Annotated in this window: 21 protein-coding genes; 4 read left to right on the forward strand and 17 right to left on the reverse strand. The window is 61.9% G+C overall.

Features of this window, described 5'->3' with window-relative positions; genetic code table 11:
* Positions 1-52 precede the first annotated feature (52 nt).
* Genes M5B42_RS07890 through M5B42_RS07900 form a run of 3 tightly spaced genes read right to left on the reverse strand, consistent with a single transcriptional unit; the run spans position 53 to position 5261 of the window.
* Positions 53-3106 (reverse strand): efflux RND transporter permease subunit, encoded by a 3054-nt coding sequence (locus tag M5B42_RS07890; RefSeq protein ID WP_248745467.1) that lies wholly within the window; start codon positions 3104-3106, stop codon positions 53-55.
* On the reverse strand, positions 3103-4173 hold the full coding sequence (locus tag M5B42_RS07895; RefSeq protein ID WP_248745468.1) for an efflux RND transporter periplasmic adaptor subunit: 1071 nt from the start codon (positions 4171-4173) through the stop codon (positions 3103-3105). Before M5B42_RS07895 ends, M5B42_RS07890 begins: the two co-directional genes overlap by 4 nt.
* Positions 4170-5261 carry an efflux RND transporter periplasmic adaptor subunit gene (locus M5B42_RS07900; protein WP_248745469.1) on the reverse strand — a complete coding sequence of 364 codons (1092 nt, stop codon included), beginning with the start codon at positions 5259-5261 and terminating at the stop codon, positions 4170-4172. The genes M5B42_RS07895 and M5B42_RS07900 overlap by 4 nt, the downstream gene beginning before the upstream one ends.
* A gap of 111 nt (positions 5262-5372) precedes the next feature.
* Here M5B42_RS07900 and M5B42_RS07905 point away from each other — a divergent pair, with 111 nt between their 5' ends.
* A complete protein-coding gene (locus M5B42_RS07905) occupies positions 5373-6533 on the forward strand; it encodes an AAA family ATPase (RefSeq protein ID WP_248745470.1) in 1161 nt (386 codons plus the stop codon).
* 313 nt (positions 6534-6846) lie between these two features.
* On the opposite strand, the gene M5B42_RS07910 is transcribed toward M5B42_RS07905, so the two are convergent.
* The 7 genes from M5B42_RS07910 to M5B42_RS07940 form a co-directional block, all read right to left on the reverse strand.
* Positions 6847-7629, reverse strand: a complete 783-nt coding sequence (locus tag M5B42_RS07910) for a MetQ/NlpA family ABC transporter substrate-binding protein (RefSeq protein ID WP_103499041.1) — start codon at positions 7627-7629, stop codon at positions 6847-6849.
* Positions 7630-7892: 263 nt separating this feature from the next.
* Positions 7893-8801: a sigma-54 dependent transcriptional regulator gene (locus tag M5B42_RS07915; protein WP_248745471.1), complete on the reverse strand. Its 909-nt coding sequence runs from the start codon at positions 8799-8801 to the stop codon at positions 7893-7895.
* Positions 8802-8858: 57 nt separating this feature from the next.
* Positions 8859-9440: an alpha/beta hydrolase gene (locus M5B42_RS07920; protein ID WP_103499039.1), complete on the reverse strand. Its 582-nt coding sequence runs from the start codon at positions 9438-9440 to the stop codon at positions 8859-8861.
* Between the two features lie 314 nt (positions 9441-9754).
* Positions 9755-10156: a biopolymer transporter ExbD gene (locus M5B42_RS07925; protein ID WP_100942624.1), complete on the reverse strand. Its 402-nt coding sequence runs from the start codon at positions 10154-10156 to the stop codon at positions 9755-9757.
* A 1-nt stretch (position 10157) separates the two neighbouring features.
* On the reverse strand, positions 10158-10883 hold the full coding sequence (locus M5B42_RS07930) for a MotA/TolQ/ExbB proton channel family protein (RefSeq protein ID WP_152741783.1): 726 nt from the start codon (positions 10881-10883) through the stop codon (positions 10158-10160).
* Between the two features lie 43 nt (positions 10884-10926).
* A complete protein-coding gene (locus tag M5B42_RS07935) occupies positions 10927-11745 on the reverse strand; it encodes an energy transducer TonB (RefSeq protein WP_248745472.1) in 819 nt (272 codons plus the stop codon).
* 488 nt (positions 11746-12233) lie between these two features.
* Positions 12234-12557, reverse strand: a complete 324-nt coding sequence (locus M5B42_RS07940; RefSeq protein WP_103499036.1) for a hypothetical protein — start codon at positions 12555-12557, stop codon at positions 12234-12236.
* A gap of 408 nt (positions 12558-12965) precedes the next feature.
* Between M5B42_RS07940 and M5B42_RS07945 the strand changes: the two genes are divergently transcribed.
* Positions 12966-13874, forward strand: coding sequence for a LysR family transcriptional regulator (locus M5B42_RS07945; RefSeq protein ID WP_103499035.1), 909 nt, complete (start codon positions 12966-12968; stop codon positions 13872-13874).
* Between the two features lie 16 nt (positions 13875-13890).
* Here the strand turns inward: M5B42_RS07945 and M5B42_RS07950 are convergent, their stop codons facing one another.
* Entirely contained in the window at positions 13891-14964 is a 1074-nt protein-coding gene (locus M5B42_RS07950; RefSeq protein ID WP_248745473.1) for a fatty acid desaturase, read from the reverse strand.
* A gap of 96 nt (positions 14965-15060) precedes the next feature.
* Between M5B42_RS07950 and M5B42_RS07955 the strand changes: the two genes are divergently transcribed.
* The gene (locus M5B42_RS07955; protein ID WP_248745474.1) at positions 15061-16065 is read left to right on the forward strand and encodes an AraC family transcriptional regulator; all 1005 of its coding nucleotides are present in this window, start codon (positions 15061-15063) and stop codon (positions 16063-16065) included.
* 7 nt (positions 16066-16072) lie between these two features.
* On the opposite strand, the gene M5B42_RS07960 is transcribed toward M5B42_RS07955, so the two are convergent.
* The gene (locus M5B42_RS07960) at positions 16073-16759 is read right to left on the reverse strand and encodes a Crp/Fnr family transcriptional regulator (RefSeq protein WP_103499032.1); all 687 of its coding nucleotides are present in this window, start codon (positions 16757-16759) and stop codon (positions 16073-16075) included.
* An 86-nt stretch (positions 16760-16845) separates the two neighbouring features.
* On the opposite strand from M5B42_RS07960, the gene M5B42_RS07965 reads away from it, so the two are divergent.
* Positions 16846-17370 (forward strand): Mpo1-like protein, encoded by a 525-nt coding sequence (locus M5B42_RS07965; protein WP_177104293.1) that lies wholly within the window; start codon positions 16846-16848, stop codon positions 17368-17370.
* A 164-nt stretch (positions 17371-17534) separates the two neighbouring features.
* On the opposite strand, the gene M5B42_RS07970 is transcribed toward M5B42_RS07965, so the two are convergent.
* From M5B42_RS07970 to oscA, 5 genes are all read right to left on the reverse strand, one after another.
* On the reverse strand, positions 17535-18524 hold the full coding sequence (locus M5B42_RS07970) for a sulfate ABC transporter ATP-binding protein (protein WP_248745475.1): 990 nt from the start codon (positions 18522-18524) through the stop codon (positions 17535-17537).
* A gap of 3 nt (positions 18525-18527) precedes the next feature.
* Positions 18528-19400: a sulfate ABC transporter permease subunit CysW gene (cysW, locus tag M5B42_RS07975; RefSeq protein WP_248745476.1), complete on the reverse strand. Its 873-nt coding sequence runs from the start codon at positions 19398-19400 to the stop codon at positions 18528-18530.
* Between the two features lie 13 nt (positions 19401-19413).
* A complete protein-coding gene (gene cysT, locus M5B42_RS07980) occupies positions 19414-20232 on the reverse strand; it encodes a sulfate ABC transporter permease subunit CysT (protein ID WP_152741797.1) in 819 nt (272 codons plus the stop codon).
* A 79-nt stretch (positions 20233-20311) separates the two neighbouring features.
* On the reverse strand, positions 20312-21322 hold the full coding sequence (locus tag M5B42_RS07985; protein WP_177104289.1) for a sulfate ABC transporter substrate-binding protein: 1011 nt from the start codon (positions 21320-21322) through the stop codon (positions 20312-20314).
* 152 nt (positions 21323-21474) lie between these two features.
* Positions 21475-21657: a sulfur starvation response protein OscA gene (oscA, locus tag M5B42_RS07990; protein WP_094469701.1), complete on the reverse strand. Its 183-nt coding sequence runs from the start codon at positions 21655-21657 to the stop codon at positions 21475-21477.
* Between the last annotated feature and the right edge of the window lie 171 nt (positions 21658-21828).

A 21828-nucleotide genomic window follows, 5' to 3' on the forward strand; every position in this document is an offset into this window, starting at 1 on the left:
GCCAGCAAGCCGACTCCTACAGGGATATCGGGGCATACCCGAAAAAACCTTTCTACCGGACCTCCTGCTCCGGCTCCCGAATCCTGTACCACGCCACATACAGCGCCGGCAGGAACATCAGCGTCAGCACCGTCGCCACCACGATCCCACCGATCATCGCGTAGGCCATCGGGCCCCAGAACACTTCCCGGGCAATCGGGATCATCCCCAGGCTCGCCGCCGCCGCCGTCAGCAAGATCGGCCGGCGTCGATGCTCCGTCGCCTCCACCACCGCATCCCACGGCGCATAACCATTACTCTCGTACTCGTTGATCTGGGTCACCAGGATCACCGAGTTGCGGATGATGATGCCGATCAGCGCGAGAATCCCGAGGATCGCCACAAAGCCCATCGGCGTGCCCGTCGGCACCAGCGCCAGGACCACGCCGATCAGCCCCAGCGGCGCGACACTGGCCACCAGGAACATCTTCTGCACACTGTGCAACTGGATCATCAGGAAGGTCGCCATCAGGAACAGCATCAGTGGTACCACCTTGGCAATCGGCCCCTGGGCCTTGCCGCTCTCCTCCACCGTACCGCCGGTGACCACCTTGTAACCCGGTGGCAAGCCGGCGGCGAACTGGTCGATATCGGGCTTCAACTGCTTGACCAGATCGGTCGGCTGCAAGTTGCCACGCACCCCGGCCTTGAGGGTGATGGTCGGCAAGCGATCACGGCGCCAGACCAGCGGCTGCTCCAGTTCATAACGCACGGTGGCGAACGCCAGCAACGGAATCGACACCCCGTTGGGCGTGACGATCTGCAGGTTCTGCAAGGTTTCCGGCGTGCCCCGCTCACTGTCCACCGCCCGCCCGACCACGTTGATCAGGTAGATATCGTCCTTGACCTGGGTCACCGGCGAACCGCTGACAATGCTGTTCATCAGCCTCGCCACATCCTCGGATGACAAACCGAACTGCCGCGCCTTGTCCTGGGCGATATCGATGCGCAGCACCTTGCCCGGCTCGTTCCAGTCGTAGATGGTTTCGCCGACATTGGGGTTCTTGTCGAGGATGGTTGCCAGCTCGATAGCATGCTTGCGCACCTGGTCGATGTCCTTGCCACTGACCCGGTACTGCAACGGCCGCCCCACCGGCGGGCCCATTTCCAGGGTCTGGACAAAGCTGCCGATGCCGACGAAATCCTCCCGCAAGCGCTTGTTCAGCCGCTCGATCAACGCGGCGCGCTGCTCCAGGCCTTTGCTGACGATGATCAACTGCGCGTAGTAGGGGTTCTGCAATTGCTGATCGAGGGGCAGGTAGAAACGGACCGCGCCCTCGCCGATATAGCTGCTCCAGCGCAGGATATCCGGGTCGTCCTTGAGGCTCGCCTCAAGTCGGTCCACCGCCTTGCGCGTTTCGTTGATCGAGGCGTTTTGCGGCAGGTTGAGGTCGACAAGGATTTCCGGACGGTCCGAGGACGGAAAGAACTGGTTCTGCACAAATCGCATGCAAAACACCGACAAGGCAAACACCAGCACCGTGAGGCCAATGGCCCACCAGCGATTGCGCATCGACCAGAGCAAACCGGCGTTGAACACCCGGGCAACACGTCCCGGTTCGCCACCATGGCCCTTCACGTTCTCACTGAGGATATGCACGGCGATCACCGGCGCGAACAGCACCGCGACAAGCCACGACACCAGCATCGCCACGGCAATCACCGCGAACAGGGTGAAGGTGTATTCCCCGGCGGAACTGGCATTGAGGCCGATGGGCACGAAGCCGGCCACGGTGACCAGGGTGCCGGTGAGCATCGGAAAGGCCGTCGAGGTGTAGGCGAACGTGGCCGCCTGCTGCTTGGTGTCGCCCTTCTCCAGCCGCGTGACCATCATCTCCACGGTGATCATCGCATCGTCCACCAGCAGGCCGAGGGCGATGATCAAGGCGCCGAGGGAGATCCGCTGCATGGTGATGCCGCTGTATTCCATAAATACGAAGACCATCGCCAGCACCAGCGGGATCGAGCAGGCCACCACCAGCCCGGCACGCATGCCGAGGGCGATAAAGCTCACCACCAGCACGATGATCACCGCTTCGAACAAGGCGCTGGTGAAACCGCCGACGGCCTTCTCCACCACCTCAGCCTGGTCGGAGACCTTGTGTACCCCGACGCCCACCGGCAGTTCGGCGGTCAAGCTGTCCATGCGCGCATGCAGGCTCTTGCCGAAGTCCTGGATATTGCCGCCCTTCTTCATGGCGATGGCCAGACCGATGGCGGTCTGGCCGTTGTAGCGAAACAGCGGGGTCGGCGGGTCGACATAACCGCGGCTGATCTCGGCGATATCGGCCAGCCGGTAGAAACGATCATTGAGCTTGAGGTTGACCGCCTCCAGGTCTTTCTCCGAGGCGTATTGCCCGGAGGCCCGCACCGAGATCCGCTCCGGCCCGGCCTCGATCACCCCGGCCGGGGTCACCGCGTTCTGCGATTGCAGGCTCTGCACCACCTGGCGCTGGTCGATGCCCAGGGCGGCCAGCTTGCGGGTGGAGAAGTTCAGGTAGAGGACTTCGTCCTGCGCGCCGATCATCTGGATCTTGCCCAGGCCCGGCACATCGCGGATCTGCGCCCGCACCTGTTCCACGTAGTCGCGCAGCTGACGCATGCTCAGGCCGTCGCTGGTAAAGGCGTAGACCGAACCGAATACATCGCCGAACTCGTCGTTGAACCCCGGTCCCTGGATACCCTGGGGGAAGTCACCGCGAATATCGTCGATCTTCTTGCGTACCTGGTACCAGATCTCCGGGATGTCCTTGCCGCTGGTGGTGTCACGCAGAAACACGAACACCGTCGACTCGCCCGGCCGGGTGTAACTCTTCACATAGTCCAGGGAGTCGAGTTCTTCGAGTTTTTTCTCGATGCGGTCGGTGACCTGTTCCAGGGTGTCATCCACCGTGGCGCCGGGCCATTTGGTCTGGATGATCATGGTCTTGATGGTAAAGGACGGATCTTCCTCGCGCCCCAGGTTGATGTAGGAAAACACCCCCATCAACAGCGCGACGAACATCAGGTACCAGACGAACGACTGGTGTTTGAGGGCCCACTCGGACAGGTTGAAGGACCCTTTCATTGGGCTTTTTCCTCAGCGACTTTGACTTTCTGCCCCGGTTTCAGGCTGTTCACTCCGGCACTCACCACCCGTTCGCCGGGTTTGACGCCGGAAGCCAGCAGCACGCCGTCGGCATCGCGACTGAGCACCCGGACCTCACGCAATGCGACTGTCTGGCTCTGCGGGTCGATGATCCAGACCCGGGTCTGGCCCCCGCTTTCCAGCAGTGCCGAAAGGGGCAGGCGGGTCCGTGGCGCAATGGCCGAGCTGAGGGTGACGCTGATGGAGCTGCCCAGGCGAAATGCCGCCGGGGTCTCGGCCAGGGTCAGCCGGGCACGTTGGGTGCGGGTGGCGCTGTCGGCCTGGGGCTCGATTTCTCGCAGTCGGGCGGTGGTGTTGACGGAAGGATCAAGTTGGCTGGCGACAAGGAACTCGACGCCCTCGCTCAGCTGATCAGCCAAGGCGGCCGGCAGATCGATGACCGCTTCCTTGATATCGGGACGCGCCAGGGTCACCACCTGCTGGCCGGCGCTGACCACCTGGCCGGCCTCGGCTTTCCAGGCGGTGACCACCGCCGCGTGGTCGCTGTGCAGTTCGCTGTAGCCGAGCTGGTCGCGGGCCTGGCTGACCGAGGCCTTGGCCTGCTCCAGGGAAGCTCCGGTGGTTTTCAGGTCAGTCTGGGCAACGTCCAGTTGCGCCTGGGCGCCGACGCCACGGTCGAACAGCTCCTGCTGGCGTCGGGCATTGGCCTGGGCGTTGATCCACTGCGCCTGGACCCGCGCCAGATCGCCTTCGGCGGCGCGCAACTGGTTCTGTTGATCGGTGGGATCGAGGCTGGCGAGCAAGGCGCCCTGCGCCACCTCGCTGCCGACATCCACATAACGCCGGGCGATCCGTCCCGAGACGCGAAAACCCAGGGTGCTTTCATAACGTGCCTGGATGCTCCCGGCGAAACGCCCGAGGCTCTGTTCCAGGGCCGGCGTGACCTCGACGAACAGCACCGGGCGTACCGGTTCGGGGGCAGGCTCCTGTTTCGAGCAGGCGACCAGCAAGGCGCCACTCAGCAACACCAGCGACAGGCGCTTCATGGCTGGGCTCCCTTGGCCGGTTGCGCGGCGATCTCCACCAGCATGTCCGGATGGAGCAACTGCCCACCGGCGATCACCACCTTTTCACCGCCCTGGAGGCCGTCACTGATGATCACATGGCCGGTCAGGTAGCGTCCGACCTTGACCCGGTGCAGGCTGACCTTCCCACTATCGTCCACCAGCCACACGGCCGGCTCGCTGATGTCCTTGGTCAGGGCCGACCAGGGCAGCTCGATACTGGCTTTGCCGGGAGCGGTGACGGTGGCGCTGACCACCGAGCCCAGGTCCATGCCGGCCGGCAGCGCGCCGAGGGCGACCTTGACCTGCACGGTGCCGCTCTGGGCCGAGACCGCCGGGGTCACTTCACGGACCTTGCCGGTGGCCTGGATAGCCGGGTTGTCGAGCAGGGTCACGGTAATGCTCTGGTCGCCGGGCGGCTCCACCAGCAGCGACTCGTAGACGTTGAACACCGCGTCGCGCGCGCCGTCACGGGCCAGGCTGAAGATCGGCATGGTCGCCTGCACCACCTGCCCGACCTCGGCCTGGCGGGCGGTGATCACCCCGGGCGCCTCGGCGATCAGCGAGGTGTAACTCAGCTGTTCACGGGCATTGGCCAACTGTGCCTGGGCCGCGGCGAGCGCGCTCTTGCTGCTCAGCAAGGCGGCCTGGGCCGAGTCGTATTCGCTGCGACTGGTATACCCCTTGGGCAGGAGCTTCTGCTGGCGGACGAAAGCCGCGCTGGTCTGCTGCACCCGCGCCTGCTGGGCATTGACCTCGGCCTGGGCGGTGTCGACATGGGTTTGCAGGTCCTTGGGGTCGAGCTTGGCGAGCACCTGTTTGGCGGAGATCCGCGCGCCGACGTCGACAGAGCGCTGGATGATCTTGCCACCGACACGGAACGACAGGTCGGTCTGGACCCGGGCCTGGACATCGCCGGTCAGGGTCACGGCGGCGCCGAAATCCTTGCGTTGCACCTGCTCGACGAAGACCCGCGGCCGCTCGGGTTCAGGCGGTTTGTCATGACCGCATCCACTCAAGAGCGCTGCCAGGCCGAGGGCGACCATCCACTGTGTTCGATGCCCCTTCATGCACGCTCCTTTGCGTAATACAGTTTCGCCAGTGCGGTTACGACTGTTAGCGTAGAACAGGGTTCCCTCACTGCACACCAACAACTCAACTCACCCCGCAGGACGCTTTTCATGCTCAAGACCCTGGCGGTCGCCAACTACCGCTCGATCAACCAACTGGTGGTGCCGCTGGGTCGACTGAACCTGATCACCGGGCCCAATGGCAGCGGCAAATCCAACCTCTATCGCGCCCTGCGCCTGCTGGCGGAAACCGCCCAGGGCGGGGTGGTCAACGCACTGGCGCGTGAAGGCGGGCTGGATTCGACCTTCTGGGCGGGGCCGGAAACCATCAGCCGGCGCATGCGCAACGGTGAAGTGGCCATTGAAGGCCAGGTCCGCAAGGGGGCGAAGCGCCTGCGCCTGGGGTTTGCCGGTGAGGACTTCAGCTACGCCATTTCCCTCGGCTTGCCGGAGCCGAGCAGTTCGTATTTTTCCCTGGACCCGGAGATCAAGCGCGAATGCATCTGGGCCGGTGCCCTGTATCGCCCGGCCAGCCTGCTGGTGGGACGTTCCGGGCCCATGGTCAAGGCCCGCGAAGGGCGTGGCTGGGAGGTGCTGGCGCAACACACGCCGAGCTTCGACAGCCTGTTCGATCAGGTCGGCAATCTGCGCGGTTCGCCGGAAGTACTGTTACTGCGTGAGAGCATTCGCGGCTGGCGTTTTTACGATCACTTTCGCAGCGATGCCGACGCGCCTGTACGCCAGCCCCAGTTGGGTACACGCACGCCGGTGCTGCATCACGACGGTCGCGACCTGGCGGCGGCGTTGCGGACCATTATCGAAGTCGGCGACGCCGAAGCCCTGCACGCGGCCATCAGCGATGCCTTTCCTGGCTCACGACTGAAGATCGCGCCGTTGCAGGGTGCGCGCTTTGCCATCGAGTTCTATCAGGAAGGGTTGCTGCGACCGCTGTCGGCTGCCGAGCTGTCGGACGGGACCTTGCGTTATCTGCTGCTGGTGGCGGCGTTGCTGACGCCCCGGCCACCGACCCTGATGGTGCTGAACGAACCGGAAACCAGCCTGCACCCGGACCTGCTGCCGGCCTTGGCGCGCCTGATCGTACAGGCTTCGGAGCACTGCCAGCTGTGGGTGGTGTCCCATGCCAGCCGCCTGATAGCGGCGTTGCAGCAGGACCCGGCGTGCAACGCCATCGTCCTGGAAAAAATCCTCGGACAGACCGGGGTTGTCGGCCAGGACAGGCTCGATGAGCCGGCCTGGAACTGGCCGGACTGACCCTGGGTTAAAACCCGCCCGACGGATTTGCCGGATAGTCAGCGGGCGGCTACTTTCCTTTGCACCGCAATACGGATCTTTTTACCCAATGGGCGCTCCAAGCACGGACGAACATGGCCCGCTCAATGGCCAGCCCATAACAAGGAAGACTATATGGTTCAGGCAAAAGCGCCGGAAAAGCTCGATCCACAAGACATCGTGAAGCTGTTGATGGCATTGCGCCGAGCAGTGAGAAAACAACCGAGCGGGCAATAAAAAACGCCGACGCTGGTTGCTCGTCGGCGTTCAAACCTTGGAAGGGGTTCTTCGCGAATCAGAACGCCGGCAATACCGCGCCTTTGTACTTCTCGGCGATGAATGCTTTCACTTCCGGGCTGGTCAGGGCCTTGGCCAGTTTCTGGATCGCGTCGCTGTCCTTGTTGTCCGGACGAGCTACCAGGAAATTCACGTAAGGCGAATCGGCACCTTCGATCACCAGTGCGTCTTTAGCCGGGTTCAGGCCCGCTTCCAGCGCGTAGTTGGTGTTGATCATGTCCAGGTCGACCTGGTCCAGAACCCGTGGCAGCAGGGCCGATTCCAGTTCCTTGAACTTCAGGTGCTTGTCGTTCTTGACGATGTCTTTGGGCGTCGACAGGGCGTTGGTCGGGTCTTTCAGGGTGATCAGACCGGATTTCTGCAGGAGCAGCAGGGCACGGCCGCTGTTGCTGCCTTCGTTCGGAATGGCCACGGTGGCGCCGTCTTTCAGCTCAGCCAGGCTTTTGACTTTCTTCGAGTAACCACCGAAAGGCTCGACGTGCACGCCAATCACGGTGACCAGGTTGGTGCCCTTGCCTTTATTGAAGCCATCCAGGTACGGCTTGGTCTGGAAGTAGTTGGCGTCCAGGTGTTTCTCGGCCACCTGGGTGTTCGGTTGTACGTAGTCGGTGAAGACCTTGATTTCCAGGTCCACGCCTTCTTTGGCCAGGGTCGGCTTGATCAGCTCGAGGATCTCGGCATGGGGGATCGGCGTTGCCGCCACGACCAGTTTCTCGCCGGCCTGGGCCAGACCTGCCGCCAGAGCGGCCGCCAATGCGGTAAACAACAGAACCTTTTTCATGCAGTGTCCTTATCGAAGATCACGGTCGTCATCGACGACAGCCTTGAGAGAGAGGTGCCAGTAAAGTGATATCGCTGGCGTGGGGCAGAAGATACCGATATTTTTTATTCCAGAACAATATCTTTTATTCATCTTCATATTCCATTTTGTTCATACAGACCCTGCCCTTTGTAGGAGCCGGCTTGCTGGCGATGAACGATAACGTGGTGTACCTGAAAACACCGCGTCGCCCGAATCGCCAGCAAGCCGGCTCCTACAGAAGCTCAGACGCCCGCGTTATCCAGCAGGCGCTTGAGCGCCGTCAGTTCCTCAGGGGAACTGCTGCCGATAAATTGCTCGATCAAGGCCAGCGGCGCTGACAGATTCAAATGTTCCGGCAAAATCTCGTCGCCGCTGCTCACCAGCAAGGCAAAGTGAATGACATTCTCCAGCTCGCGGGTATTGCCCGGCCAGCTGTGACGCTCCAGAGCACGCTGGGCACTTTCGCTGACCAGTGGCACCGGCAGGCTCAGGCGCTGACTGTAGATACCGAGAAAATACTCGGCCAGGGGCAGGATATCGCCGACCCGCTCGCGCAATGCCGGCAACTCCAGCCGGCCTTCGCTGAGGTAGTGATACAGGCGCTCATGGAATTTACCGACCGCCACCGCCTGGGCCAGGTCGATGCTGGTGGCCGCCACCAGGCGTACATCCACCGGACTCGGCTGCGGCGCGCCGACCCGGGTGACTTCATGATTTTCCAGGGCGGCGAGCAACTTCACCTGGATCGGCAACGGCAGGTCGCCAATCTCGTCCAGGTACAAGGTGCCGCCATTGGCCGAGCCGAACCAGCCGGCGCGACTGCTGGCCGAACCGCTGTAGGCCCCCGCCGCATAACCGAACAGTTCGGCATCGGCGTAGGTCGGGCTGATGGCGCCGCAGTTCACCGAAACAAACAACCCGGTGCGGTCGCTGGCGCGGTGGATATGCCGGGCGAGCAACTCCTTGCCGGTCCCGGTCTCGCCACGGATCAATACCGGCACCGACTTGGGCGCCAGGGTTTCGAGTTCTTCACGCAGTTGCCGCGAACGCGGGTCGACGAACACCAGCGCCTTGGCGCGAATGCTCAGTGGGCTTTTTTCCGAATCGGGAAAGGTCAGCAGCGGCTGACCGAAGGTTTCATGCAGGCTCATGGCAGGCTCCCGCCCCAAACCACCAATGGCAGTGGGCGTTCAAGCAAAAGAAAGAATTCAGGCGCGACGCAGGGAATGCTGTTCCATTCGGGTCTGCAGGCGGTACAGGTAGGCAAAACCCTGTTCCCAACGCTGGTGACCGGACTTCACATTGATATGCCCGGCACCGCTGAGGATGCTCGCTTGCGCGCCCCAGTCGCGGGCCAGTTCCAGGGTCCGCGGGGCGCTGACGGCGGCGTCGTTGTCGGAGGCGACGATCTGGCTCGGAAACGGCAGCAGGTCGCTCGGAATCGGCGCAAAGTTACGCAAGGCCGGGGCGCAGGCGGGACGCTCGACATCGGCCGGGGCCACCAGCAATGCACCACGGACCTGGCGCAGCAGGTGCAACGGCGCTGTTTGCGCCCAGTGGGCAACGGTGATGCAACCCAGGCTGTGGGCAATCAAGATCACCGGCGTATCGTCCGCGGCAATGGCTTCGGCCAGGGCCGCGACCCAGTCTTCGCGGCGCGGCGTCAGCCAGTCGGCCTGCTCCACCCGCGCACTGTTGGGCAGGCTGTTCTGCCAGTGGGTTTGCCAATGATCTTCTGGCGATCCTTGCCAGCCCGGCACGATCAGATAACGAATCGACTCGTTGCGCATGGGGTACACCTCCTCCAGCGTTTGCGTTCCCGATCGAGTATAGGGAGGAGAGTTATATTCGTTAAGGAATAAGAAGCTATTTATTAAGACGATAAAGAAATATAAGAGCTTGCGAATCACTCCTTGTCGACGCGAATCCTTGTGGGAGCTGGCTTGCCGGCGATGAGGCCCGCAAGTCCTGCATCGACTATCCAGCCGCCATCGCCGGCAAGCCGGCTCACAGGTTCTGCATTTGCCAGTTGCTCCGTGGAAAATAAAAAAGGGCCGCACCCTGCCAAGGAGACGGCCCAAGAAACATCGAAGATGTGTTGCCCTCAGCGTGCGGTAATCACCGACAGTTTGGTGATCCCGGCCCGCTCGATGGAGGCCATGGCCCGCGCCACTTCGCCGTAGTTCACGCCGTTGTCGGCCTGCAATTGCACCCGCAGGTCCGGATCCTTGGCCTTGGCCGCCTGGAGGTTGAACTCCAGCAGCTCGGGCTTGATTTCATCCTTGTTGAGGAACAGCTTGCCGCTGCCATCAATACTCACCACCAGCGGGTCCTTCTGCTCCACCGGCGCCACGGCTTCGGTCTTCGGCAGGTTGATCGGAATCGCATTGGTCAGCAGCGGCGCGGTGACGATAAACACCACCAGCAGCACCAACATCACGTCCACCAGCGGCGTGACGTTGATCTCGCTCAATACCTCATCGCTGTCCTGGGTCGAGAAGGCCATATCAGGACGCCTCCTTCACTTTCTGCGCACCGCCCTGGGCGGCGGTTTTGTTCGCCGTCGGGTGGATCAGCACGCGGAACGAACTCTTCTGCGCCAGGCTGTAGAAGTCATGGGCGAAGTCATCGAGGTCGGCGGCGGTGAGCTTCAGGCGACGCAGGAAATAGTTGTAAACCAGCACCGCCGGCACCGCGACGGCGATCCCGACACCGGTGGCCACCAGCGCGGCACCGATCGGCCCGGCAACGGTTTCCAGGCTCGCGGACCCGGCGGCGCTGATGCCTTTCAAGGCTTCCATGATCCCCCACACGGTGCCGAACAGACCAATGAACGGCGAGGTGCTGCCGATACTGGCGACTACCGCCAGGCCGGTTTCCAGGGAGCGTCGTTCCCGCACGATCTGTTGGCGCAGGGCACGTTCGAGACGGTCCTGATGATTGATCGCCTGGCTCAGATCCGCCGCGTGGGACGCATCGCCGACCTGGATCGCGGCATAACCGGCCTGGGCCACGCGAGCGGCTGCGCCCGGTTGGGTTTCGCTGAGCTCGGCGGCCGAGTCGAGGCTGGAAGCGGCCCAGAACTGTTTGTGGAACTTGCGATCCTGGGCCTTGAGGCGGCCGAACTGCACGCCCTTGAGCAGGGCAAGGCCCCAGGTGGCGACGGAGAAAACCACCAGCAGCCAGATCACCGCGCTTTCGATGGATTGGAGTGGAGATGCCAGTAACGTCATGATGTGTTCCCTCTGTGGAAGCGTTTAGCGCGTTGGGTGCCGATCAGTGGATCTTGAAGTCGATGGGTACGCTGACCCAGCCGACCTGGGCGACATCGCCCTGCTTGGCCGGGACAAAGCTCCAACGCTTGACCGCTGCCAGCGCGGCGTCGTCGAGTTGCTGGCGACCACTGGTTTTCTGAATCTGGATCTCGCCCGGTTTGCCGCTGGCCAGGACCTGCACCCGCAACAAGACCGTGCCTTCCCAACCGCGACGCTGAGCCAGCTGCGGATATTCCGGCGCCGGGTTCTTCAGGTACGCGGCGCTGGCCGAAGCCGGGGTCACCGGTGCCGGCGTCGGCGGCGCCGGTGGCGCTGCCGGAGCCGCTGGCTCTGGCGGCGCGGGCGGTTGCTCGACCGGCTTGGGCGCAGGTTTCGGCTCAGGCTTGGGCACCGGCTTGACCTTGGGTTTGGGCACCGGCTTGGGCGGCGGCGGTTTGGCCGCCAGCTCATCGACCACTGGCGGCGGCGGCTCGACCACCGGTGGGGGCGGCGGAGGCGGAGGGGGTGGAGGCGGCGGTTCAACCACGGGCGGAGCCGGTTGGGAGAACTCGATGGTCATCGGTGGGATTTCCGGCGGCACCACCGGCAGCACCGGGGTTTCCTTCTGGCTCAGCCAGTAGATCACCGCGCCATGCAGCACCAGCGCGAACACACCGAGCAAGATCGCCTCGCGTCGGCTGAGGATGCCCTTGGGCACTTTCTGCAGACGCAACTGCCCCAGCGGCGCGCGATGGGGCCGGCCGAGGTCAACCAACTCGCCACCCGGTGCCGGGTGCCTGCGCACCTCATGTGCACTGGCAGCGGTCTGGACATTGCCCATTGAATAACTCCTGCGGTCTTCAGCAAAAAATCGTCGAGGCGCGCTTGGCGGCGTCGAGGTGCCGATGATCCACGGAGGCTGCTTAGGCCTTAAAGTAATCTTTAAAGTTATACATAGAACAAAAATGAATATAGATTTCCGCTGATCCGCTCAAGACCGCGTGTTTCAAGGGCTGCAGCCCATCGTTCGAAAAGCCATGCCTTTCAGGCATCGAAAATATTCGCTCAGGGCATGCCTTCAAGGCCCGAAACCGCCACTTGTCTGTCGAATTTCAAACACGCAGCGGCGATCAGCGCACTGATAACTGCGCAGATGACCCGGCAACAAGAAGAAGGATTTGACCGTAAGAAAGAGGGAAGTTTAAACAATAAAAATGCGTATTTGATCATTAACAAACACGACAAAACATACCGCCAGTACTTCGAGCGGATGAGCAGTTTCAGCCACTCACCCGTTCGTTGGCCTGGCAGTATATTGTGTTGCCTTTATTACTGTTTGACGAACTCGCCACCCAGACCGACCACTTGGCCGTCAAAGGTGCTGCGTGAGCCGCTCGCTCTCAGTCGCCCGTAATTGTGGTCGGGCGAGAAGGCGGCGAAGGTGACATAGCCGTGACCATCATTGTAGCCAGTGAAGGCGATGATCGTGGGCTGGCCGGTGCTGTTCTGGAAGTGGTAGTGGCCGGTCACGTTGTAATTCACACCGGCCTGGGTGATCTGCCCGCTGAAGGAACCGTTCGAGTCGTTACCGTCGGTCACGACCAGTCTGGCGTCAGAGTTGGCGTTTACATAAGTTCCATTGATGCTCGACATGATGCGTTCTCCTTATGTCGTTAATACACTCTTCCACTGAAAGTGAGGTTCTCCTGAAACTCACGACACCCAGCATGGTTGGACTTGTAACGCCTGTCCAATTGCACCACCGGTTATTTCTCAATTGATTGGCTATATGAACCATGAGCATTGTGAATAACTTACTCTTTTGACCCTGCCCTTATAACCCGCTCTTTTGGGTATGTAACCAACTCGCCTAGGTTCGAGACAGGCTAAGGCTCACACCGTTGAGAATAGAGCGGCGCATAACAACGCTCTATGAATATTCTAAATAGATCTAAGAAACACAATAACTATTCATTGACGGAATAACAGTCGCCATTTAAAACCTCAAGCCCCACTCGTCGCCAATGCCTACGGGTCATTTTCCGGATGCAGGGAAAGCTTATGGATCTTCGCCAGCTGCGCTACTTCATCGCCCTCAACGAACACCGCAGTTTTGTTCGAGCGGCGGACGCCATGGGCATCACCCAACCAGCCTTCAGCCGCAGTATCCAGGGCTTGGAGCAGGAGTTCGGTTGTGTGCTGGTGGAGCGTGGCCACAAGGACCTGCGCCCGACGCCCGAAGGCCAGGTGGTGCTGCAACATGCCCTGACCCTGGTGCAGGGCGCCGCCCTGTTGAGTGCCGAAGTGATCCAGATGACCAAGCTCGATGCCGGCGAGCTGCGCTTCGGTTGCGACACCGCCTCGGCGGTGAAACTGGTCCCCGAAGCCACGGCCCGATTTATCGATGCCTATCCGAAAGTGCGTACCGGTTTCCAAGTGGAGAATTGGGAAAAACTCAGCCGCAGTCTGGGTCGTGAAGAGATCGAGTTCTTTATCGCCGATATCCGCCATTTCGAGGCCGATCCGGATTTCCAGACCCGGGCGCTGACACCCCGTCGCGGGGTGTTTTTCTGCCGCCCTGGGCATCCATTGCTGGCCAAGGAAAGCCTGTCGACCAACGACCTGTTCGATTACCCGCTGGCAAGTGCCCTGATAGCCCCCGGCGTACGTAAGTTGCTGGCGAACCTGAGCGGTCGCAAGGACTTCTCATCGAGTATCGAGACCGAACATTACCCGGCGCTGGTGAAGATCGTTCGCCAGTCCGATGCCATTGGCATGGGCACCGAAGAGGCCTTTATCGAGGACATGGAACAGGGCTCGCTGGTGCGGCTGCACTGGCGCAACCTGCCCCATAACATCGAAAGCCTGCATAGCCGTTGCGGCATCGTCAGCCGCACCGGGTTTCGCCTGTCACCGGCGGCGCGGGCGATGATCGAGACCCTGGTCGCGGTCGATACACAAAAGATCTGAGCCGCCGCGAGCCTTCTTACCCCCGCGCCGGTTGCACCGCCTGCACGCCCGCACGCTCCGGCCGGACAAACCGGTTGGCCCGTCCGAAGGTCCCGAAATCATTGAAACGCACACCCATCTCGGCCATCACCCTATGTGCCACCGGCGCGGTCATCTGGCGGATATAGAACGGTTCCTTGACCACGAAATGATGAATCCCGTGGGTGCTGCCGAAGTTGAAGCAGAACGCCTGCAACGGCCACAACCACCAGGGATTGAGCACCTGGGTCTGCTGGATCACGTTGCCCGCCTCGAGATCCCCGTAGTAGTGCATGTTCGAACTGACGAAATGCAGGCAGAAGGTCCGCAGCACATTCGGCCCGATGATCACCACCACCGCGATATCGATCACCTGCATCACCGCCAGGGTATGGGCTGACCAGTCGATGGAGCTGCCCAGCAGACCGGCGATCCCGTTGGCCGCGTGGAACCCGAGAAACACGTACCACGCGCCCCAGTGCAGCAACGCCAGTGGCGCATAGACCCTCAGCGTGCGCTTGAGGATGCTGAACTTGTGGGTCCAGGTCTTGGCCCGCAGCATGCGGATCAGCGAAGACATGACGTTGTCGCCGACCATCAGCAGGCGGGCAATCCCCCACGGCTCGCCATTGGTGATGGCGCGCTCTTCCATGTCCGCCTCGGTGCCGGAAACCTTGTGATGATTGAGGTGCAGATGGCGCCGAATCCAGGGGTTGATGGTGCTCGGCCGGGCCAGCCAGACCAGCGCCAGCATCAGGTTGTGCGGCACCCGCTGCTTGCGGAAATACATGCTGTGGATCAGGTCGTGTTCCAGCTCGTGGGTCAGCGAGGCAAAAAAAGCATTCAGTAACAAACACCCCCACCAAGCCAGGTATCCACCCACATAAAGCGCCGCCGAACCGATCATTCCGGCCAGGGCAAACGCCAGGATACCCGCGCCCAGGGCGTCCTGGTGATTCAAAAGCGGGTAACGCCGGCGCAACTCGACGCCCCGGGACATGACCTTTTCGCGAATATAGGCGGATCGTTGTTGAGCATTCATGCGTTCGGGACTTGCGCAAACACCGTCCATGATTCCATCCTCTAGTTATTGATGTTCGTATCCTGCGCCGTTGCAGCATCAGAGGTCGTAGCCGCGAACGCCAACCCGTTGACCGGATACGCCAACATGCCTGAACCGACCTCGCTCTCCAGCTGGACCCGCGCCCTGCGCAAGCAGCTCGACGCCCTGGGCCTTGACAGCGCCGCCCTGTGCCACCAAGCCGGACTCGACCCGCAATTGATGGACGACCCCAACGCCCGCTACCCGCTGTCGGCCACCACCCGCCTGTGGGAGTTGGCCGTGGCCAGTAGCGGCGACCCGGCCATCGGCTTGCGGGTCTCGCGCTTTGTCAGTCCGACCACCTTCCACGCCCTCGGCTACGCACTGGTGGCCAGCGGCAGCCTGCGCGAGGTGTTCGAACGGATCGTGCGGTATCACCAGGTGGTCAGCGATGCCCTGGAACTGGAACTCAGCCGCGAAGGCGAACGCTACCGCTTTCGCCTGCGGGTACCCAAGGACAGCCCGGCACCGGCCCCCGAAGCCATTGATGCCTTCGTTTCGATCTATGTACGCACCTGCCGCAACCGCCTGGGCCGCGACTACGCGCCGTTGGCGGTGTATCTGCGACGCCCGGAGCCGGCCGATCCGACGCCCTGGCACACGGTATTCCGCGCGCCGGTGTTCTTCGCCGCCGAGGAGGACCGGCTGGAGTTCGCCTGCAGCGATTTCGACAGTCACCTGGACGACGCCAACCCGGAACTGGCCGAGCACAACGAGACGGTACTCAACCGGACCCTGGCGCAATTAAAGCCCTTGACCTGGGAGCGCCGCGTGCGTGAGGCCATCGAGGCCCAGTTGCCGGAAGGCGAACCGTCGGCGGAACGCATCGCCCAGACGCTGCACCTGAGCCTGCGCAGCCTGCAACGGCACCTGGCCGATGAAGGCGCGCGCTACGACACCTTGCTCAACGAGTGTCGGGAGAACCTCGCGCTGTTGCATCTGCGCGACCCGCAGTGTTCTCTGAGTGAGGTCAGCTATCTGCTCGGCTTTGCCGACACCAGCAGCTTCAGCCGGGCATTCAAGCGCTGGACCGGGATCACCCCGGGGCAGTTTCGCGACGGGCTGCGCTAAGAGCGACTCAGGCGCTGGCCGTAGCCCGCAGCCCTTCCAGATCGAGGATCTCGATCCCGCCATAGCTGGTGCGCAGAATCCCCTGCTGCTGGAAATCCTGGAGGATCTGGTTGGTGGTCTGGCGCGACAACGACAACATCGCCGCCAACTGCTCCTGGGACACCTCGAGCAATTGCCGTGAACGGTTCAATTCCCCATAGCCTTCGGCAATCAATAACAGCCGATGCGCCAGGCGCGCCGGTGCCGGCATCAGGCTCAACTGTTCCAGGCCGATAAAGGTCAGGCGCAGTTTCTGGCTCATCAGCAAAGCGAACTGCCGCCAGTATTCGGGGTGCTCGTCAAGCAGCTTGAGCAACACGTCCTGGGGCACCTGCAACAGGATGGTGTGCCCCACGGCATAAGCGTCGTGGGTCCGCGGCAGGCCATCGAACAGGGAAATCTCGCCGAACCAGTAAGGCAGCTCCATCACCCCGAGCAAGGCTTCCTTGCCCTTCTCGCTGACGGCACCGACCCTGACCGACCCCTCCAGCACCGCGTACAGCCCGCACGGCGGATCGCCGCGCTGGAACAGGCGCTGGCCAGGCGTCAGGCGTCGGCCCTTGGCGGCGGCGAGCAGGCTATCCTGCAAGTGAGCGGGCAGATGGTTGAACCAGTGTCCGGTCAGCAGGCGCGAGCGCCAGGCAGATACATCCATGAGAACTCCGAGACAATTGTCGTGTAGCTGACAGAGTAAAAATTTCACGCAGGGCATGATCCCATCACCCTACAGGAGGAATAACAATGAAAAACCTCGTCGAGCATCTCAGTCAATACGCGGACTATCACCGTGACCCGCGCAATATCGCCAGCCACTTCATCGGCATTCCCCTGATCGTGGTCGCCGTGGCGGTGTTGCTGTCACGGCCGCAATGGCCGGTAGCCGGGCTCGGAATCAGTCCCGCAGTGCTTCTGGCGGTGGTCTCGGCGGTGTTTTATCTGCGCCTGGAACTGGCCCTCGGACTGCTGATGACGGTGCTGCTCGGCCTATCCGTTTGGGTGGGCCAAATCCTTGCGGCGCAGGCCACGCTGGTGTGGTTGGCGAGCGGAATCGGCCTGTTCGTGATCGGCTGGGCGATCCAGTTTGTCGGGCATTACTACGAAGGGCGCAAGCCGGCGTTTGTCGACGATCTCAGCGGGCTGATCGTCGGGCCGTTGTTCGTGGTGGCGGAGCTGTTGTTTTTGCTCGGGCTGCGCCAGGAGCTCAAGCATGAGATCGAGGCGCGGGTGGGGGCGGTGCGGTTGCGGGAGAAGCGGACGGCCGTTTGAAATAGCCGGTGCCTGTAAAGGCCTCTTCGCGGGCAAGCCCTGCTCCTACAGTATCGTGTCGTACCGACAGAAGACTGTAGGAGCAGGGCTTGCCCGCGAAAGGGCCCTCAAGACCACCAAAAGCTGCGCTGGTAAGCCAGGCGCCTACGGGGTCCGCCGTGCCCTTAGAGACTGGCCTGCTTCTGCCAGACCTTGGGCTTGAAGAACAAGGTCTCCCCCCTCGTCAAGCCGATCAGGCTGTCGTGATCCTTCACCACTTCGGCTTCGATCAGTTCGCTCTGGCCTTCAACTTTCAGGGTCACCCGGGTCGTCGCGCCCAGCGGACGGATATCACGTACCTCGGCCGCATGGTGATCCTCCAGTTCATGGCGCGACAGCGACACTTCATGGGGCCGGAACAGCACATGCTGGTCGTCCCCCAGGTGCAGGCGGTTGGAATCACCGAGGAAGTGATAAACGAAATCGCTGGCCGGATTCTCATACACCTCGCCCGGTGAGCCGATCTGCTCGATCACGCCCTTGTTCATCACCACGATACGGTCGGCGACTTCCATCGCTTCTTCCTGGTCGTGGGTCACGAATACCGAGGTCAGGTTGATGTCTTCGTGCAGCCGCGCCAACCAGCGCCGCAGCTCCTTGCGGACCTTGGCATCCAGCGCGCCGAAAGGCTCATCCAGCAGCAGCACCTTGGGCTCCACCGCCAGGGCCCGGGCCAGGGCAATCCGCTGGCGCTGACCACCGGATAGCTGCTCAGGATAACGATCCGACAACCAGTCCAACTGCACCATGTTCAACAATTCATGGACCTTGGTCGCGATCTGGCTTTCATTCGGACGCTGGTTCTTCGGCTTCATACGCAGGCCGAAGGCGACGTTGTCGAACACCGTCATATGACGGAACAGCGCGTAGTGCTGGAACACGAAACCGACGTTGCGATCCCGCACATCATGGCCGGAGACGTCTTCGCCGTGGAACACGATGCTGCCTTCGTCCGGGGTTTCCAGCCCGGCGATGATCCGCAACAGGGTGGTCTTGCCGCAACCGGACGGGCCGAGCAGCGCCACCAGCTCACCGCTGTGGATATCCAGGTTGATGCGGTCCAGGGCCTTGAAGGCGTTGAAGTTCTTGCTGACATTACGGACTTCGATCGACATGACTTATTCCTCCGCCGCAGCGGCGCGCAGGCGGTTGATTCGGTTTTCGCTCCACTGCTTGAGCAGCAGGATGAAGAGCGCCAGGATCAGCAACAGGCTCGCCACGGCGAACGCGGCCACGTGGTTGTATTCGTTGTAGAGGATCTCGACGTGCAGCGGCAGGGTATTGGTCACCCCGCGAATGTGCCCGGAGACCACCGACACCGCACCGAACTCGCCCATCGCCCGGGCGGTACAGAGCACCACGCCGTAGATCAGGCCCCACTTGATGTTCGGCACGGTGACATGCCAGAACATCTGCCAGCCGTTGGCGCCCAGCAGGCGCGCGGCCTCTTCTTCCTGGGTGCCCTGCTCCTGCATCAGCGGGATCAGCTCACGGGCGACGAACGGCACGGTGACGAAGATGGTCGCCAGGACGATGCCCGGAAGAGCAAAGACAATCTGGATATCGTGATCCGCCAGCCAGGGGCCGAAGAAGCCCTGGGCACCGAACATCAGCACGTAGACCAGGCCGGCAATCACCGGCGAGACCGAGAACGGCAGGTCGATCAGCGTCACCAGGATGCTTTTGCCGCGAAACGAGTACTTGCTCACGCACCAGGCGGCGCTGACCCCGAACACCACGTTGAGTGGCACCGAAATCACCACGGCGATCACCGTGAGCTTCAACGCCGACAGCGCATCGGGCTCAAGGATCGCGCTGAAGAACGCGCCGAGGCCATTCTTCAAGCCCTGGGACACCACGATAAACAGCGGCAGCAGCAGAAACAGGAAAAACACCAGCCAGCCAAGGCTGATCAGGATATGTCGCGACACGGCGCTGCCACGACGGGCGGCGTTGGCCGAGGACGCGGCGGAAATAGACGATTGGGACATGTTCCGCGCCTCCTTATGGGTGTTCGATGCGCCGCTGCAGCAAGTTGATCAGCAGCAGCAGGACAAAGGAAACCACCAGCATCATCACGCCGATGGCGGTGGCGCCGGTGTAGTCGTACTGGTCGAGCTTGACCATGATCAGCAGCGGCAGGATCTCGGTTTTCATCGGCATGTTGCCGGCGATGAAAATCACCGAGCCGTACTCACCGACACCACGGGCAAAGGCCAGGGCAAAACCGGTCAGCCAGGCGGGCAGCAACGCCGGCACCAGGATGTAGCGGAACACTTGCAAGGGCTTGGCCCCCAGGCAGGCGGCGGCTTCTTCGATCTCCCGGGGGATATCGGCCAGCACCGGCTGCACGGTACGCACCACGAACGGCAGCGTGACGAAGGTCAGCGCCAGGGTGATGCCCAAGGGGGTGTAGGCGATCTTGAAACCGAGGTCGGCGGCGAACTGCCCCACCAGGCCTGCCGGCGTGTATAGCGCGGTCAGCGCGATACCGGCCACGGCGGTGGGCAAGGCAAACGGCAGGTCGATCATCGCATCGATGATCTTGCGGCCGGGGAAGGTATAACGCACCAGCACCCAGGCCAGCAGCGTGCCGATGATGCCATTGATGATCGCGGCGTACAGCGCGGTACCGAAACTCAGCTTCAGCGCTGCAACAACCCGCGGTGCCGAGATGATCGCCCAGAACTGATCCCAGGTGAGTTGGGCGGCATGCACGAACATCGCCGCCAGGGGGATGAGCACAATCAGGCTGAGGTACACCAAGGTGTAGCCCAGCGTCAGCCCGAAGCCGGGTATGACGGGGGAGATACGACGTGACATAAAAGTCCTTGGTTAACGGAACTGACACGCAAAGCCCGCAGGTGAATGCGGGCTCTGTGCTGGCTGCTTAATTCACGGTTTATTGCGCCGTGTAGATCTGGTCGAACACGCCACCGTCATTGAAGAACTTCGGTTGGGCAGTTTTCCAGCCGCCGAAGTCTTTGTCGATAGTCACCAGGTCCAGTTTCGGGAACTGCTGTGCGTATTTGGCGGCGATCTTCTCGTCACGTGGACGATAGAAGTTCTTCGCCGCGATCTCCTGGCCGGCCGGGCTGTACAGGTGCTTGAGGTAGGCGGTGGCGATCTCGGTGTTGCCCTTTTTCTCGGCGTTCTTGTCGACCACGGCCACGGGTGGCTCGGCGAGGATCGACAGGGACGGCACGACGATATCGAACTTGTCGGCGCCGCCGTCTTCCTTCAGGGCCAGGAAGGCTTCGTTTTCCCAGGCCAGCAGCACGTCGCCCTGACCGTTGTTGACGAAGGTGATGGTCGAGCCGCGAGCGCCGGTGTCGAGGACCGGCACGTGCTTGAACAGCTCTTTCACGTATTCCTGGGCCTTGGCTTCGCTGCCGCCGGCTTTCAGGCCGTAGGCCCAGGCGGCGAGGAAGTTCCAGCGCGCACCGCCGCTGGTTTTCGGGTTCGGGGTGATCACCGAGACGTCTTTCTTGACCAGATCGCCCCAGTCCTTGATGCCTTTGGGGTTGCCCTTGCGCACCAGGAAAACGATGGTCGAGGTGTAGGGGGTGCTGGCGTCCGGCAGGCGTTTTTGCCAGTCCTCGGGCAGGGTCTTGCCGAGCTTGGCGATTTCGTCGATGTCGCCGGCCAGGGCCAGGGTCACCACGTCGGCGCGCAGGCCGTCGATCACGGCACGGCCTTGCTTGCCCGAACCGCCATGGGATTGCTGGATCTTCACGTTGTCGCCGGGGTGGGCCTGCTTCCAGAAGCTGGTGAATTCGGCGTTGTAGTCCTGGTACAGCTCACGGGTCGGGTCGTAGGACACGTTGAGCAGCTCGTAATCCTTGGCAACGGCGGAACCGGCAAACACGGCACTGGCGAGCGCAGCCAGGGCGTAACGGCGAATCGACGACATGGTGAAGCTCCCGAAAATTTTGGTGTATTGGCTTTTTCTTATGGCGCTTGCGGCCCGCATTCGGGCTCGAACGCTCTGTTTTTGACTGGGGGGAGATGACGCCCTCCGGTTATCCAGTCGGGCCTCTGCTTGAACAGAGGAAGACGCGGGGTTCAGCTGGGTTTGGTGCCCGGGTTTTGCAGACGGAATTTTTCCTTGCGTTCGATCTGGACCACTTGTGCGTTGTGAACCGTGATCTCGACGGCACCGAAACGCAGATCGCGCAAGGCGCTCTGGATCTCACGCAGAATGGTTGCTTCGTCCTGGCCGTCAACGCTACGCAGAGATGCGCTCATGGTCGTGCTCCTGAAATGAGAGTTGCCCCGGCAGTGGGGCACTGCTTGTGGCGTGAGGGCAATCTTAGACAGGGGAAGTTATTCTTAAAAATACTATTTAAGAATTTTAATATAACCAAATACCATTATCAGGAGTGGCGCGGGTTGTAGCGGTGGCTGAAGCATTCCAAG

It is taken from the genome of Pseudomonas sp. MWU12-2037 (genome assembly GCF_023242345.1).
Classification (GTDB): domain Bacteria; phylum Pseudomonadota; class Gammaproteobacteria; order Pseudomonadales; family Pseudomonadaceae; genus Aquipseudomonas; species Aquipseudomonas gingeri_D.

What these genes read in the sequence shown, in the direction of transcription:
- M5B42_RS07945 (WP_103499035.1), top strand. Translation starts at nt 12,966, where the DNA reads ATGGATCTTCGCCAGCTGCGCTACTTCATCGCCCTCAACGAACACCGC.
- M5B42_RS07950 (WP_248745473.1), bottom strand. Translation starts at nt 14,964, where the DNA reads ATGGACGGTGTTTGCGCAAGTCCCGAACGCATGAATGCTCAACAACGA.
- cysW (WP_248745476.1), bottom strand. Translation starts at nt 19,400, where the DNA reads ATGTCCCAATCGTCTATTTCCGCCGCGTCCTCGGCCAACGCCGCCCGT.
- M5B42_RS07985 (WP_177104289.1), bottom strand. Translation starts at nt 21,322, where the DNA reads ATGTCGTCGATTCGCCGTTACGCCCTGGCTGCGCTCGCCAGTGCCGTG.
- M5B42_RS07920 (WP_103499039.1), bottom strand. Translation starts at nt 9,440, where the DNA reads ATGCGCAACGAGTCGATTCGTTATCTGATCGTGCCGGGCTGGCAAGGA.
- M5B42_RS07940 (WP_103499036.1), bottom strand. Translation starts at nt 12,557, where the DNA reads ATGTCGAGCATCAATGGAACTTATGTAAACGCCAACTCTGACGCCAGA.
- M5B42_RS07910 (WP_103499041.1), bottom strand. Translation starts at nt 7,629, where the DNA reads ATGAAAAAGGTTCTGTTGTTTACCGCATTGGCGGCCGCTCTGGCGGCA.
- M5B42_RS07925 (WP_100942624.1), bottom strand. Translation starts at nt 10,156, where the DNA reads ATGGCCTTCTCGACCCAGGACAGCGATGAGGTATTGAGCGAGATCAAC.
- M5B42_RS07970 (WP_248745475.1), bottom strand. Translation starts at nt 18,524, where the DNA reads ATGTCGATCGAAGTCCGTAATGTCAGCAAGAACTTCAACGCCTTCAAG.
- M5B42_RS07965 (WP_177104293.1), top strand. Translation starts at nt 16,846, where the DNA reads ATGAAAAACCTCGTCGAGCATCTCAGTCAATACGCGGACTATCACCGT.
- cysT (WP_152741797.1), bottom strand. Translation starts at nt 20,232, where the DNA reads ATGTCACGTCGTATCTCCCCCGTCATACCCGGCTTCGGGCTGACGCTG.
- M5B42_RS07900 (WP_248745469.1), bottom strand. Translation starts at nt 5,261, where the DNA reads ATGAAGGGGCATCGAACACAGTGGATGGTCGCCCTCGGCCTGGCAGCG.
- M5B42_RS07895 (WP_248745468.1), bottom strand. Translation starts at nt 4,173, where the DNA reads ATGAAGCGCCTGTCGCTGGTGTTGCTGAGTGGCGCCTTGCTGGTCGCC.
- M5B42_RS07890 (WP_248745467.1), bottom strand. Translation starts at nt 3,106, where the DNA reads ATGAAAGGGTCCTTCAACCTGTCCGAGTGGGCCCTCAAACACCAGTCG.
- M5B42_RS07960 (WP_103499032.1), bottom strand. Translation starts at nt 16,759, where the DNA reads ATGGATGTATCTGCCTGGCGCTCGCGCCTGCTGACCGGACACTGGTTC.
- M5B42_RS07935 (WP_248745472.1), bottom strand. Translation starts at nt 11,745, where the DNA reads ATGGGCAATGTCCAGACCGCTGCCAGTGCACATGAGGTGCGCAGGCAC.
- M5B42_RS07930 (WP_152741783.1), bottom strand. Translation starts at nt 10,883, where the DNA reads ATGACGTTACTGGCATCTCCACTCCAATCCATCGAAAGCGCGGTGATC.
- oscA (WP_094469701.1), bottom strand. Translation starts at nt 21,657, where the DNA reads ATGAGCGCATCTCTGCGTAGCGTTGACGGCCAGGACGAAGCAACCATT.
- M5B42_RS07915 (WP_248745471.1), bottom strand. Translation starts at nt 8,801, where the DNA reads ATGAGCCTGCATGAAACCTTCGGTCAGCCGCTGCTGACCTTTCCCGAT.
- M5B42_RS07905 (WP_248745470.1), top strand. Translation starts at nt 5,373, where the DNA reads ATGCTCAAGACCCTGGCGGTCGCCAACTACCGCTCGATCAACCAACTG.
- M5B42_RS07955 (WP_248745474.1), top strand. Translation starts at nt 15,061, where the DNA reads ATGCCTGAACCGACCTCGCTCTCCAGCTGGACCCGCGCCCTGCGCAAG.